This is a genomic window from Vibrio neptunius (assembly GCF_000967495.1).
Lineage (GTDB): Bacteria > Pseudomonadota > Gammaproteobacteria > Enterobacterales > Vibrionaceae > Vibrio > Vibrio neptunius.
Map to the genome: position 1 here is coordinate 21,750 of NZ_JXXU01000023.1, position 14,382 is coordinate 36,131.

The following is a 14,382-nucleotide window of genomic DNA, read 5'->3' on the forward strand; positions in this document are numbered from 1 at the left end:
GAAAAACTTCGACTCATGCATGTTTTCTTCAACTTATCTTTTCTAAAATAAGCCTATAGCCCAGCATATTATTTCACTCATGGATCTCATTCTTTCCTTACTTCAGCAAATGTGTGTCTACTTAGTCCTTGCTTATATGCTAAGTAAAACCCCTATTTTCCTGCCATTGCTGAGTATCTCTAATCGCCTAACGCACAAACTCAGTGTCTACGTCCTGTTTTCCCTATTCTGTGTTATGGGCACGTACTTCGGCTTACAGATCAATGATGCGATTGCCAATACCCGTGCCATCGGAGCCGTGATGGGAGGATTATTTGGTGGGCCTATAGTTGGCTTCTTTGTCGGGTTAACCGGTGGTTTGCATCGTTACTCGCTTGGCGGGTTTACCGATCTTGCTTGTGCTATCTCGACCACCGCAGAAGGCCTGATAGGTGGTTTATTACACACTTATCTGCTCAGGCGAGGGAAAGGTGCCCAACTGTTCAACCCAAGCGTAGTATTTGCGGTCACCTTGGTAGCGGAAATCGCCCAGATGGCGATCATTCTGATCGTCGCTAAGCCCTTTGATCAGGCGTATTCATTAGTCTCTGCGATTGCTGCCCCAATGATCATCGCGAACTCCGTTGGCGCAGCGCTGTTTATGAGCATACTGCAGGATCGAAAAACTATCTTTGAAGAGTATTCCGCCACCTTCTCACGCCGGGCATTGAATATCGCCGAACGGTCAGTTGGTATCCTCGTTTCTGGTTTCACCACGAAAAATGCGGAGAAGATTGCTCGAATCGTTTACGAAGAAACAAATGTGGGTGCCGTGTCGATCACTGACAATGAGAAAATCCTCGCCTTTGTCGGCATTGGTGACGATCACCATGAGCCGGAAACACCGATCTCTTCGCAAAGTACACTCGATGCCATCTCACGTAATGACATTATCTACCTCGACGGCAAAGACAAACCTTATCAGTGTTCAATCTCAAAAAGTTGCAAACTGGGTTCCGCACTAATTATTCCTTTGCACTCAGGAGATAAAGTAATTGGCACCATTAAGCTGTACGAGCCGAAACGTAAGCTGTTTTCGACCATCAATATGTCGATGGCCGAAGGGATAGCGCAGTTGCTTTCCAGTCAGATCCTATTTGGTGACTACCAACAGAAACGCACGTTACTCTCTCAAGCAGAGATAAAATTGCTGCATGCGCAGGTAAATCCACATTTTCTGTTTAACGCGCTGAACACCATCAGTGCCGTCATTCGTCGCGACCCTCCTAAAGCTCGTGAGCTGATTCAGCACTTGTCACATTTCTTCCGCAGTAACCTCAAACAAAACGTAGAAACAGTAACTCTTAAGGAAGAATTAGCGCACGTTAACGCTTATCTTACCATCGAGAAAGCACGTTTTACCGACCGATTAGAAGTGGACATTGATATTGATACCGCATTGCTGGAGCGTAAGCTGCCGACCTTTACCCTACAACCTTTGGTAGAGAACGCCATTAAACATGGCATATCAAACCTACTGGAGGGAGGAAAGATCCGCATTTACAGCCAGAAGCTTGAGCTGGGTTATCAGCTGTGTGTAGAAGATAACGCAGGCAGTTACACACCACCAGCCAATAATCATCAGGGGCTAGGGATGCAAATTGTCGATAAGCGGTTGACCAATAAGTTTGGTCAGATGGCATCACTGTCTATCGACGTAACACCAAACCAACTGACGAGAATGAGCTTCCTCATTCCGGAAAAGACAATGGGTTAGGACACGGATATGATTTCTGCTTTAGTCATAGATGACGAACTGTTTGCGCGTGAAGAGTTGACCGAACTGCTTGAAGAATCAGGCAAAATCACTGTGATAGATCAGGCCAGTAATGCAATTGAAGGCCTGAAAAAGATTAACCAGCTAAAACCCGATGTGGTCTTTCTCGATATTCAGATGCCACAAATCACCGGCATTGAGCTACTCGGGATGCTTGACCCGGAAACCATGCCAAAGGTTGTATTTGTCACCGCCTACGATGAATTTGCTATTCAGGCGTTTGAAGACAACGCATTCGATTACTTATTGAAACCGGTAGATATCTGTCGGTTGGACAAAACCATCAAACGCCTTCTTAAGTCAGCCAACAGTCACACTCAGGAGCAAGTCGCAGCAATCACCCCATCCAGCCTAGATCAAGTACCTTGTATTGGCTTGAATCGGATTGTCATCATTCCGACGCAAGATGTGGAGTTTGCTTACAGTGATATCAGTGGTGTTCATGTCCAGACAGGAGGCCAGAAAGCCACATCTCAACTGACACTCAAAATACTCGAAGAAAAAACACCTCTGGTGCGCTGCCACCGTCAGTTTCTGGTTAACATAAAAGCGATTAAAGAAATCAAATTGCTAGAAAATGGATTAGCAGAAATTATCACTGTCAGTGATCAACCGATTCCTGTCAGCCGTCGGTACCTGAAAACACTGAAAGAAATGCTTGGCTTCCATTAAAAAGAGCCGCAACTGCGGCTCTTTTTTACTCATTACTTTTCAACTCATCCAACAACACGTTTCATCGCTTCGGATGTCAGCTTCCACTCATCACTACTGCGCAACTCAGACAAGGTAAACGACTGTTTCTTCAATAATGCGGTCGCTTGTGGCGTTTCCATCACTGGTAGGTTGTCCAACACTTCAATCTGCGCATCACGCTTATTGCATACCAACACCATGTCACAACCCGATACCAGAGACTGATGCGCACGTTCAGCTGGCCCCCCCATCACAGACGCACCTTCCATCGTCAAATCATCAGAGAAAATAATGCCATTGAAGCCCAACTGTTTTCTTAACACAGCCTTGAGCCAAAATTCAGAGCCGCTGGCTGGCTGATCGTCGTAATAAGGGAAAACCACATGCGCCGGCATCATCGCATCCAGTAATCCTGCCTCAATCTGAGCTTTAAAAATCGCCATATCCTGTTCAAGGATAGTGTCTCGCTGATCGTAGGGCGTTTCCAAGTGAGAATCCGCAATCACACCACCATGACCGGGGAAATGTTTGCCCGTCGTTGCCATGCCAACCGCTTTCATACCGCGCATGTAAGCATTGCTGTGACGGATGATACTATCAACATCTTCGCCAAATGAACGGCTACCAATCGCCTTACATTCATGACCTTTATCCAGCACTGGAGCGAAGCTCAGATCAATATCGTGAGCCATTAGTTCCGCTGCCATTAGCCAACCACCTTGCTGCGCCAGCTTTTCTCCATTCGCTTGCTTGGCATAAGATTCTGCCGCAGGGATAAGTGAGAAACCTTCTTTGAAGCGTTGAACTCGACCACCTTCTTGATCAACGCCAATAAGAATCGGACGTTTAGCAGCCTGGCGAATGGATTGGTTCAAGGCGAGTAACTGTTCATTGTCGTGATAGTTGCGAGTAAACAGAATCACGCCCCCGACGGTTGGGTGTTCAAGAATTTCTCTATCTTCCGTGGTCAGTTCGCAACCTTCTACATCAACCCATAAAGGTCCCATAATCATTCCTTACTGTTTCAAAGCCGCAACAGCGGATTCACGTTGTTCAATTAATTGGTTAGTGCTTTCTTCCTGCAGAGGTAACAGCGTGCGAATTCGAGCTAAACCTTTCATATTCAACTCCTCTATTTGATTTGCAGTGTACTCAGCCACGTGAAACTGGGGAATAGTTAATCCTGTACGAACGTAAATTTGGAACAAACGAACGCATGAACTGAGAACAGGATCATAGAATCGATATGGTTGTTATTTCACCACGCAATGAACTGAGGAATGAATTACCCATATCAGCACGCTGACAAAAGCGATAAATAACTCCCCCTTTAGGCCACACGTATTAAGTCTGCCCAGTGCGCCATGAGATCCTTAGGCGTCGGCAAAATCATATTGATGAGCTTGTGACAAAGTACAGTGAAAATAATGAGTGAGATATCGCTTTTTTAGGAAGTTTGGGCGCATACTAGCAACAACATATCGGTGATTAGTTCACGCCAAAAAGGAGGCGCACTGACGGTGCTACTCTATCAGCCGGAGAACAGGTGGAAATTCGCAATGGATAAAGAGCTTTATATTGGCATCATGTCTGGCACCAGTCTAGACGGTATCGATGTCGCCCTAGTAGAGGTAAGGGACGAGCACATTCAGTTAATCGACCATAGCGATTACCCAATACCTTCGATAATTAAAGAACAAGTACTCGATATTTGTCTCGGCCAACAAACCAACTTAAAGCAGATAGGCACACTGGACCATCAGCTGGGGCACTTGTATGCTGATGCAGTGTTAGCCTTACTTGAAAAAACAGGCCACAGTAAGGAGCAGATTACCGCAATCGGTAACCACGGTCAGACGGTTTTCCATCAACCTACGGGTGAAGCTCCGTTTACTACTCAGCTCGGTGATGCCAATATCATTGCAACGCGAACAGGCATTACAACCATTGCCGATTTTAGACGTAAAGATATGGCATTGGGCGGGCAAGGCGCACCACTGGTTCCAGCCTTTCACAGGTCGCTGTTTCAATCAAATGCATCGAGCACTGTAGTGCTCAATATTGGCGGAATTGCCAACATCTCCGTACTTCGCCCCGATCACCCCGTCATTGGTTATGATACCGGACCGGGAAACATGTTGATGGATGCTTGGTGTCACCAGCACCAAGGACAGCCTTTTGATAAAGACGCCTTGTTCGCACAACAAGGCCATATCGATACAGCACTGCTCAACGCTCTACTTCAAGAGCCTTACCTCGCACAAAAAGCGCCAAAGAGCACAGGTCGAGAGCGATTTAACTTGCCTTGGTTAGAGGCTATTCTAAGCAACCATAACTGCTCTGCTGAAGATGTTCAGCGAACATTGTGCGAATACACTGCGCAAACCATCAGCTTAGAGGTCGAAAAGTACTCGCTGGGGGAGAAGCCGCAATTATTAGTTTGTGGCGGTGGCACCTGTAATCCACTGCTGATGAGCCGCCTGAAAGCATTACTTCCAGCATGGTCTGTCGACTCTACAGATTCACAAGGTGTTGATAGTCAGAACATGGAAGCGATGGCATTTGCTTGGCTTGCCTATCGCCGCATTCACAATCAGCCAAGCAATTTGCCAGAAGTCACCGGAGCGAGCCATCCTGCTTCTCTTGGTGTGATGTATTTTGTCGATTAAATAAGGACGATTATGACCAACGATGCACTCATCGCAGCACTTTCCCATTTAGTTTCTGAAGGTCGTAACCCAGAAACAATGGATATTGACCTGCTGCCTTCTCTGGAAATCGTTAAAAGAATTAACCAGCAAGATAAGTTCGTTCCACTCGCGGTAGAAAAAGTGCTGCCTGACATTGCTCAGGCGGTGGACAAAATCACTCAAGCATTCAAATCGGGTGGCCGCTTAGTGTATATGGGCGCTGGTACCAGCGGACGTTTAGGGGTCCTTGATGCCTCGGAGTGTCCCCCTACGTTTGGCGTCTCCGATCAAATGGTCATCGGCCTGATTGCAGGCGGCCCGGATGCTATCCTCAAAGCCAAGGAAGGCGCGGAAGATTCGCCGGAGCTTGGCGTTGCTGATTTGAAGTCTATTGAGTTCAGCGATAAAGACGTCGTGGTAGGCATTGCAGCTAGCGGCCGAACGCCTTACGTTATTGGTGCTCTGGAATACGCTAACGACCTTGGAGCGACTACAGTCGCTTTGTCATGTAATCCGGATTCAATCATTGCGGAAGTCGCACAGATCGCGATTAGTCCAGTAGTAGGACCAGAGGCATTAACGGGGTCAACGCGATTGAAGTCAGGAACGGCACAGAAGCTTGTTCTCAATATGCTGACCACGGCCAGTATGATCCGTTTGGGTAAGAGTTATCAAAACTTGATGGTTGATGTGAAAGCGACCAACAAGAAACTGGTCGCACGTGCCGCTCGTATTGTCATGCAGGCTACTGAGTGCGACAAACAGCAAGCCGTCAATACGCTTGAACGAACCGACTATGACGTCAAATTGGCCATCTTAATGCTCCTGACCGGAATGGATGTCGACAGTGCTAGAAGTCAACTAAATCATCAGGAAGGCTTCCTGAGACGAGCAGTAGAAAAACACAATCAATAACAATAATAAAGGCTTGGTAGATACCAAGCCTTTATTATTTAATATTCGTTCGCATGTTCATCCCAGCCACGCTTCCATTCCATACGAAATTTCTGCGCTTCCGCCGTGCCTTCACACACACCTTCATAATACTGCCCCGTTAAACCAATCTGATAAGCAAAGTTGGGGTTGCAGTACTCTTGGATTCCTATCAGATAACCTTGCTCATAATCTCCCTGCATCGCACTGCCTAAACTGGCTAACTCTTTAAAAGAGCGCTGAGAGTGGCCACGAATACCATCTCGATATCCAATCTCATACCAATCGCCTTCGTGAGCCAGTTGCTCAGTACTAGCAGTACACGCCATTAACGTAGATACCAACATCAGAAAAATGAGTCTTCTCATTGTTTTTCCTTGTTTTTATTGAAGGTCTCTTAATCAAAACACTAAATGCCCGACTTTGCCACTGAGATGCACTAAAAACCGCTTAACAGTGCCAATTACCACTCAGCCTGCCATATGACCACTCAGCTGAGATTTGAATGAGAATAGTCATCGAGAAGCGTAACATTGAAACTGAACTTATTAAATCTTGACTAAGGAACAAGTGCTATGTTGTGGTTTCTAACCTGTGTTGCTGCTCTGATAGGCGGATACTTCCTCTACGGGTCATTGGTTGAAAGAATCTTCGGTATTAATGAAAAGCGCCAGACACCGGCTCATACGAAGGCGGACGGTGTGGATTATGTTCCAATGTCGACTAAGAGAGTCTATCTGGTTCAGCTTCTGAACATCGCTGGTGTTGGGCCTATCTTCGGTCCCATTATGGGCGCACTGTATGGCCCTGCGGCAATGCTTTGGATTGTTGTCGGTTGTATTTTCGCTGGCGCAGTGCACGATTACTTCTCAGGTATGCTGTCGGTACGTAACGGTGGTGCTTCTGTGCCAACAATCACAGGTCGCTATCTAGGCAATGGTGCAAAACACTTTATGAATATCTTTGCCATTGTTTTATTGTTGCTTGTAGGTGTCGTCTTTGTTTCTGCACCAGCAGGTATGATCACCAATCTAATCAATGAACAAACCAGCATCTCTGTCAGCATGACATCAATGGTTATCGCTATTTTTGCTTACTACATTATCGCCACTATTGTTCCTGTCGACAAAATCATTGGCCGCTTCTATCCACTCTTTGGCGCACTGCTTATTTTTATGTCGGTTGGCCTGATGACAGCAGTTGCGCTATCAAGCGAGCACACGGTAATGGGTGATTTTCAGATAACGGATATGTTCACCAACCTGAACCCGAACGATATGCCACTATGGCCCGCTCTATTTATCACCATTGCCTGCGGTGCTATCTCTGGTTTCCATGCTACTCAGTCGCCTTTGATGGCTCGTTGTATGGAGAATGAGAAGAACGGTCGCTTCGTTTTCTACGGTGCCATGATTGGTGAAGGTGTGATTGCCCTTATCTGGTGTGCGATTGCGCTGTCTTTCTTCGGCAATCTTGACGCGCTCTCTGAAGCAGTGAAAAACGGCGGGCCTGGTAATGTGGTCTACAGCTCTTCGTTTGGCCTACTTGGCGTAGTTGGTGGTGTGATTGCCTTCTTAGGCGTTGTTATCTTGCCCATCACCTCTGGTGATACTGCGTTCCGCTCTAGCCGTTTGATCTTAGCCGAATACTTCAACATGGAGCAGAAGACTCTGCGTAATCGCCTACTGATGGCAGTCCCTCTTTTCGTGATTGGTGGCATCCTAACTCAAGTAGACTTCGGTGTTATCTGGCGTTACTTCGGCTTCGCTAACCAGACAACCGCAGTCATGATGCTGTGGACAGCTTCAGCTTACCTGCTTCGTCACAACAAACTGCACTGGATCACGACGATTCCAGCCATCTTTATGACGACTGTCGTGGTGACCTTTATCCTTAACAACAGTACGCTAGGATTTGGGCTACCAATGAACGTGTCGACCATCGCTGGCATCTTGTTCTCGCTCGCGACAACGGCCTACGTCATCCAAAAATCTAGAGGCAAAGGGGAAACTGACCTAGAGGATGAAAACGAAACCAAAGTAGCAACTGAAACCGCTTAAGACAATTGATGGCATATTGAATAGGGCTCCTTTGGGAGCCTTTTCTTTAGTCTAAAAACTGTCACGCTGGGTCTATAGCAAAAACTGAGTTCAAAACCTGCTAACTGGATTTAAACGGGATCTAAAAAAGGCGACTTAATGTCGCCTTTTTATCCTTTCAAATCGCTAGTCAACTTGTTTAATCTGTAACTCTTTTGGTACTTCAAAGAACATGTTTTCTTCACGACCTAGAACTTCTTCTACTGAACGGGTGCCAGCGAGCTCTTTGATGCGTTCCAAAATCTGATTAACCAGCTCTTCTGGCGCAGATGCTCCCGCCGTTACACCCACTTTTACTTTATCGTTAAACCACTCTGGTTGAATGTCTTCCGGGCAATCTGTTAGATACCCTGGAGTACCTAGCTTCTCAGCCAGCTCTTTTAGACGAGTCGAGTTAGATGAATTCTTAGAACCAACAACAATCACAACATCAACGTCCGTTGCCATCTCGCGCACCGCATCCTGACGATTCTGCGTGGCATAACAAATATCGTCTTTACGTGGGCCCTGAATTTCAGGGAACACACGTCGAAGTTCGTTAATCACATCTGCTGTTTCATCTACCGACAATGTTGTCTGACTTACATAATGAAGGTTGCTCGGATCTTTGACTTTCGCTTTGAGAGTAACCACATCTGTTGGCGTCTCAACTAGGTACATACCACCTTGTTCACTGGCATACTGGCCCATTGTACCTTCTACTTCAGGATGCCCAGCATGACCAATCAAAACCACTTCCATATGACGGCGGCTTGCACGAGCCACTTCCATATGGACTTTAGTCACAAGTGGACAAGTTGCATCAAAAACGGTCAAGTCACGTTCTTTTGCTTCTTTGCGTACAGCCTGAGACACACCATGAGCAGAGAAAATCACAATATTGTCATCTGGCACTTCATGAAGCTCTTCGACAAAGATAGCGCCTCTTTGTTTGAGGCCTTCGACCACAAATCGGTTGTGCACGACTTCATGACGAACATAAATCGGTGGTTGATACATTTCCAATGCACGTTCGACAATGCTGATCGCACGATCAACACCTGCACAGAAGCCACGTGGGTTGGCTAAAAGAATTTTCATTTCATTGCTCATAGTGATTATTTTATCGCTTCAGGCGGCTATTCTACTGACAAAATTTCAACTTCAAAAGTCACATCTTGCCCTGCTAGAGGGTGGTTGAAGTCCACTGTCACTGAATCACCCGCAATTTCGGTAATAATTCCAGGTATTTCCATACCATCAGGGCCAGAGAAAGCCATGATGGTTCCCACTTCAACTTCTGCATCACCGACAAATCTTGCACGCTCCATATGATGCACATTGTCTGGGTTCGGAGCGCCAAAGGCATCTTCGGCTTTCAGTTCAATCGCCTTTTTCTCACCCACTTCAAGTCCTAGCAAGCATTGCTCAAAGTTTTCACTTAGGCTGCCATCACCAATCACGAGCTTGGCAGGCTTACCCATGTTATGCGTGCTATCAGCAACAGAGCCATCTTTAAGTTTGATAGTAAAATGCAGCGTTACTGCGGATTCCTGGACAATAGTGGTCACAATACGTTTCCTTGTTATTGGAGAGATTGGCTTCTATTTAATAGAGGCTTCGTTATATTAAAAAGCGCTCTCTGAATCAACAGACAGCGCTTAGGGTTATTCGATCATTATGAGCTTACGCTTCGGTTCCAGCGCCTTTTTTACGAAATCCGTCAAGGATAATCATTGCAGCGCCAATACAAATGGTGCTGTCAGCCAAATTAAATGCTGGCCAGTGGTAGTTACCCCAGAAAAAGTCTAAGTAATCGACAACATAACCGTGTACTACACGATCAAATACGTTACCCACTGCACCACCGATGATCATGGCATAAGCCACATTGTTCCATTTCTCTTTTGCTGGCAGTTTACTCATCCAGTAAGTCAGCATAGCGGTTACGGCAAAAGCGATACCGGTAAATAACCAACGTTGCCAGCCGGCCTGATCACTCAGAAAACTAAATGCAGCTCCGTAGTTATGTACATAAAGCAGATTAAAGAAAGGCAACACCTCGATGCGGTTGGTCCAGCCATAACCCATATTATCCATCACAAACAGCTTAATGCCGATATCTGCTAGAAAGATAACCAATGCTAGCCACAACCAACGCACGCCTGATTGCTTTAAAGTAAATGCTTGTTCGCTCATACAGTTCCTAAAAGTAGCCCCAGTAGATACTGGGGCTATGAATTTTCAATAAAGTTCAACTTCTGATTGCTCTAGATTATTGGTGTTGTAGCAAAGCGACAAATTTACTCGGCTACAACGCCAAGAATGACGAGCAATTAAGCGAATTTACGTACTTCGCCTTCACCATCAACGTTAGACACACAACGGCCACAGATCTTCTCGTGACCTTCGATGGTGCCAACATCTGGAGTGTGGTGCCAGCAGCGGTCGCACTTCTCGTTTTCAGTTGCTTTCACTTCAACGAATAGACCTTCGACATCTGTTGCTTGTGCCGCTTCTGACTTCTCGCTTAGAGGCTTAACAACCGCTGCTGAAGTTAGTAGTGCAAAGCGTAGCTCATCTTCCAGCTTGCTTAGTTTCGCCGCTAGTGAATCATCAGCGTAAAGCGTCACTTCAGCTTGCAGAGAACCACCAATTGTCTTCTCTTTACGAGCGTCTTCTAGCAGTTTGTTTACACCACCACGAACTGCTTGGATTTCAGCCCAGAATTCGTTGTTCAGCTCTTCGCCTTCAGTTAAGCCGAACAGACCTTCGTACCACTCGCCTGTGAAGACAAACTTATCGCGCTCGCCTGGCATCTCGTTCCAGATCTCGTCTGCAGTGAACGACATGATTGGTGCCATCCAACGAACAAGCGCTTCTACGATGTAGTAAAGCGCTGTCTGACAGCTACGTTGAGCGTGGCCACCAAGTTTCGCTGTGTACTGACGGTCTTTAATTACGTCTAGGTAGAATGAGCCCATTTCGATAGAACAGAACTGCATTAAGCGCTGTGTTACTGCGTGAGTGTTGTACTCACCGTACGCTTTCACGATCTCTTCTTGTGCAGCTAGTGCACGACCTACAGCCCAACGGTCTAGAGCCACCATTTCTTCAGCAGGAACGAGATCCGTTGCTGGGTTAAAGCCGCTTAGGTTAGCAAGGAAGAAACGCGCAGTGTTACGGATTCGACGGTACGCATCTGCAGAGCGTTTTAGGATTTCATCAGAAACCGCAACTTCACCAGTGTAGTCAGTTGAAGCAACCCATAGACGCAGGATATCTGCACCTAGCTTATTAGTTACATCTTTTGGCGCAACTACGTTACCGATCGATTTCGACATCTTACGGCCTTGACCGTCAACCACGAAACCGTGAGTAAGCACTTGCTTGTACGGCGCCTCGTCTTTCATCGCGATAGATGAAATGAGTGAAGACTGGAACCAGCCACGGTGTTGGTCAGAGCCTTCTAGGTATAGATCTGCCGACGCGCCGTTATACTCTTCACGAGCATCAACCACTGAGTAGTGCGTCACACCTGAGTCGAACCATACGTCTAGCGTATCAAGTACTTTCTCGTACTTATCGGCCTCTTCACCTAGTAGGTCAGAGATTTCTAGATCCCACCAAGCTTGAATGCCTTTCTCTTCAACTAGCTGAGCCACTTTCTCAATCAATTCCAAAGTGTTTGGATGAAGCTCTGCCGTTTCTTTATGAACGAATAGAGCGATTGGCACACCCCAAGTACGTTGACGAGAGATACACCACTCTGGGCGACCTTCAATCATACCTTCGATGCGGCTTTGGCCCCACTCTGGCATCCACTCAACACCTTTAATTGACTCTAGTGCTTTTGCACGTAGGCCAGCTTGGTCCATTGAGACGAACCACTGTGGTGTTGCACGGAAGATGATTGGAGTTTTGTGTCTCCAACAATGCGGGTAGCTGTGCTCGTAAGCGTGGTGATGTAGCAGCGCGCCTTTCTCTTTTAGCGTTTCCACTACTGCATCATTAGCCTTGAATACGTGTTGGCCAGCAAATAGCTCTGTATCCGGCAGGTAAACACCGTTTGAACCGACTGGGTTAGCCACTTCTAGGTTGTATTTGTTACCGACTGCAAAGTCTTCTTGACCGTGACCAGGTGCTGTGTGAACCACACCAGTACCAGAGTCAGTGGTTACGTGATCGCCAAGGATCGCAGGAACTGTGAAGTCATAGAATGGGTGATTAAACTGAGATAGCTCAAGGTCGCTACCTTTTGCAAAGCCAAGGTTATGGAAGTGCTCGATACCCGCACGATCCATCACATCTTTCGCTAGCTCAGAAGCAACGATGATACGTTCTTTCGACTCACCTTCTACTTGGATTAATACGTACTCTAGATCATCACGTAGACATACTGCGCGGTTTGCTGGCAGTGTCCATGGTGTAGTTGTCCAGATAACGATTGAGATATCGCCTTCGCCTTCATGACCTTCGTTCAATGAGAACTTAGATAGAAGCGCTGCTTCATCGGCCGCTTTAAAGCGTACGTCGATAGATGGAGAAACTTTATCTTTGTACTCTACTTCTGCTTCCGCAAGTGCAGAGCCACAGTCTGTACACCAGTGAACAGGCTTGAAACCTTTAAGTAGGTGACCATTATCAGCAATCTTACCTAAAGCTCGAATGATGTTTGCTTCAGTCGCAAAATCCATAGTACGGTAAGGCTTGTCCCACTCACCCATAATACCTAGGCGTTTGAAACTCTCTTTTTGACCTTCAACCTGGCCAGCAGCATAATCACGACATTTCTGACGGAACTCAGCCGCTGTCACTTTTTGACCCGGCTTACCAACCTTTTTCTCTACCATTAATTCAATAGGTAGACCGTGGCAGTCCCAGCCAGGAATGTAAGGAGCATCAAAACCTGAAAGTGTTTTGGATTTAATAATAATGTCTTTAAGAATCTTGTTTAGTGCGTGACCAATATGAATGTCACCGTTGGCGTATGGAGGGCCATCGTGTAGAACGAAAGATTTTTTGCCTTTCTTCGCTTTACGGATTTCACCGTAAAGGTCTTCTTTATACCAACGCTTAAGCATTTCTGGCTCGCGGTTCGCCAGATTGCCGCGCATCGGAAACCCTGTTTCAGGAAGGTTCAGGGTATCTTTATACTCACTCATCGATTCTTAATTCCGTTGTGTTGGGCGAATGTTAGACATTATGCCAAACGGTGGACTAGACCGTTTAGCGATTACGCTGACGCAGCCACACCCTTGCTGCTTCAGCATCCAATTCAATTTGTTGTTTCAATGCTTCAAATGAGTCAAATTTATGCTCATCACGAAGCTTATGTATTAGTACGATTTCTAGCTGCTTGCCATATAAATTGGCTTGGAAGTCAAATAAATGGACTTCTAGTTGCTGGCGGACCCCGTTCACGGTCGGTCGGTTGCCAATATTTGCTACGCCCCCAATCGGTTTATCTCCAAGGCCTAAAGCCTCAACGACGTAAACGCCCGATACAGGTGACACGCAACGCTTCAGTGGGATATTCGCGGTAGGAAAACCAATCGTTCTTCCTAACTTACGACCGTGTGATACTCGACCACTGATGCTGTAATTTCGACCCAGCATTTCTGCTGCTGAGTTTACCTCATCGCTTGCCAATGCTTCGCGTATCGCAGTACTGCTGACACGCAATTGCTCAAGACAGAAACTTTGTGTACTGACGACCTCAAAGCCATGTTTTTTACCAGCCTCTTTGAGCATTTGGAAATTGCCTTTTCGGCCTTTTCCAAAGCAGAAATCATCACCAACGACGAGAAACTTAACACCCAATCGCTTCACCAACAAGTCGCTAATAAACTCGTCCGGAGTCTGATTAGCAAAGCGCTTGTTGAAATTCACACAAAGTAAGCGTTCTATGTTCAATTTTCTCAGTTGAACAAACTTGTCTCTTAACCGAGTTAATCGCGCTGGTGCTTTCTCTTTTGCAAATAATTCCAAAGGCTGAGGTTCAAAAGTCATGACCGTGGCAGGTAAACCTAATTTAGCTGCCTGCTCAGACACTTGACGCAGCACTGCTTGGTGACCCAAATGCACACCGTCGAAGTTTCCTATCGTCAGGACACACCCAGAATGGTGTGCTTTGATATTGTGAATACCTCGGATCAATTCCATTGGCAGC

The 14,382-nt window shown here is 46.4% G+C and carries 12 protein-coding genes; 5 read left to right on the top strand and 7 right to left on the bottom strand.

Translation table 11 applies throughout. The features are described 5' to 3' along the window. Positions 1 to 79: 79 nt before the first annotated feature. Both TW84_RS09040 and btsR read left to right on the top strand, forming a co-directional pair. Positions 80 to 1,756 carry a sensor histidine kinase gene (locus TW84_RS09040; protein ID WP_045975336.1) on the top strand — a complete coding sequence of 559 codons (1,677 nt, stop codon included), beginning with the start codon at positions 80 to 82 and terminating at the stop codon, positions 1,754 to 1,756. A gap of 9 nt (positions 1,757 to 1,765) precedes the next feature. Next, on the top strand, positions 1,766 to 2,488 hold the full coding sequence (btsR, locus tag TW84_RS09045; RefSeq protein WP_045975337.1) for a two-component system response regulator BtsR: 723 nt from the start codon (positions 1,766 to 1,768) through the stop codon (positions 2,486 to 2,488). A gap of 44 nt (positions 2,489 to 2,532) precedes the next feature. On the opposite strand, the gene nagZ is transcribed toward btsR, so the two are convergent. Next, positions 2,533 to 3,516: a beta-N-acetylhexosaminidase gene (gene nagZ, locus TW84_RS09050; RefSeq protein ID WP_045975338.1), complete on the bottom strand. Its 984-nt coding sequence runs from the start codon at positions 3,514 to 3,516 to the stop codon at positions 2,533 to 2,535. Positions 3,517 to 4,068: 552 nt separating this feature from the next. Here nagZ and TW84_RS09055 point away from each other — a divergent pair. Next, positions 4,069 to 5,178, top strand: coding sequence for an anhydro-N-acetylmuramic acid kinase (locus TW84_RS09055; RefSeq protein ID WP_045975339.1), 1,110 nt, complete (start codon positions 4,069 to 4,071; stop codon positions 5,176 to 5,178). Between the two features lie 12 nt (positions 5,179 to 5,190). Next, positions 5,191 to 6,114, top strand: a complete 924-nt coding sequence (gene murQ, locus TW84_RS09060) for an N-acetylmuramic acid 6-phosphate etherase (RefSeq protein WP_045975340.1) — start codon at positions 5,191 to 5,193, stop codon at positions 6,112 to 6,114. 38 nt (positions 6,115 to 6,152) lie between these two features. On the opposite strand, the gene TW84_RS09065 is transcribed toward murQ, so the two are convergent. Further along, positions 6,153 to 6,500 carry a DUF2799 domain-containing protein gene (locus tag TW84_RS09065; protein ID WP_045975341.1) on the bottom strand — a complete coding sequence of 116 codons (348 nt, stop codon included), beginning with the start codon at positions 6,498 to 6,500 and terminating at the stop codon, positions 6,153 to 6,155. Positions 6,501 to 6,707: 207 nt separating this feature from the next. Between TW84_RS09065 and TW84_RS09070 the strand changes: the two genes are divergently transcribed. Then, positions 6,708 to 8,192, top strand: coding sequence for a carbon starvation CstA family protein (locus TW84_RS09070; protein WP_045975342.1), 1,485 nt, complete (start codon positions 6,708 to 6,710; stop codon positions 8,190 to 8,192). 165 nt (positions 8,193 to 8,357) lie between these two features. Here the strand turns inward: TW84_RS09070 and ispH are convergent, their stop codons facing one another. From ispH to ribF, 5 genes are all read right to left on the bottom strand, one after another. Continuing rightward, positions 8,358 to 9,323, bottom strand: coding sequence for a 4-hydroxy-3-methylbut-2-enyl diphosphate reductase (gene ispH, locus TW84_RS09075; protein ID WP_045975343.1), 966 nt, complete (start codon positions 9,321 to 9,323; stop codon positions 8,358 to 8,360). A gap of 26 nt (positions 9,324 to 9,349) precedes the next feature. Further along, on the bottom strand, positions 9,350 to 9,781 hold the full coding sequence (gene fkpB, locus TW84_RS09080) for an FKBP-type peptidyl-prolyl cis-trans isomerase (protein ID WP_045975344.1): 432 nt from the start codon (positions 9,779 to 9,781) through the stop codon (positions 9,350 to 9,352). A gap of 115 nt (positions 9,782 to 9,896) precedes the next feature. Continuing rightward, the gene (gene lspA / locus TW84_RS09085) at positions 9,897 to 10,409 is read right to left on the bottom strand and encodes a signal peptidase II (protein WP_045975345.1); all 513 of its coding nucleotides are present in this window, start codon (positions 10,407 to 10,409) and stop codon (positions 9,897 to 9,899) included. A gap of 137 nt (positions 10,410 to 10,546) precedes the next feature. Next, on the bottom strand, positions 10,547 to 13,375 hold the full coding sequence (gene ileS, locus TW84_RS09090) for an isoleucine--tRNA ligase (protein WP_045975346.1): 2,829 nt from the start codon (positions 13,373 to 13,375) through the stop codon (positions 10,547 to 10,549). A 64-nt stretch (positions 13,376 to 13,439) separates the two neighbouring features. Further along, positions 13,440 to 14,375 carry a bifunctional riboflavin kinase/FAD synthetase gene (gene ribF / locus TW84_RS09095; protein ID WP_045975347.1) on the bottom strand — a complete coding sequence of 312 codons (936 nt, stop codon included), beginning with the start codon at positions 14,373 to 14,375 and terminating at the stop codon, positions 13,440 to 13,442. Between the last annotated feature and the right edge of the window lie 7 nt (positions 14,376 to 14,382).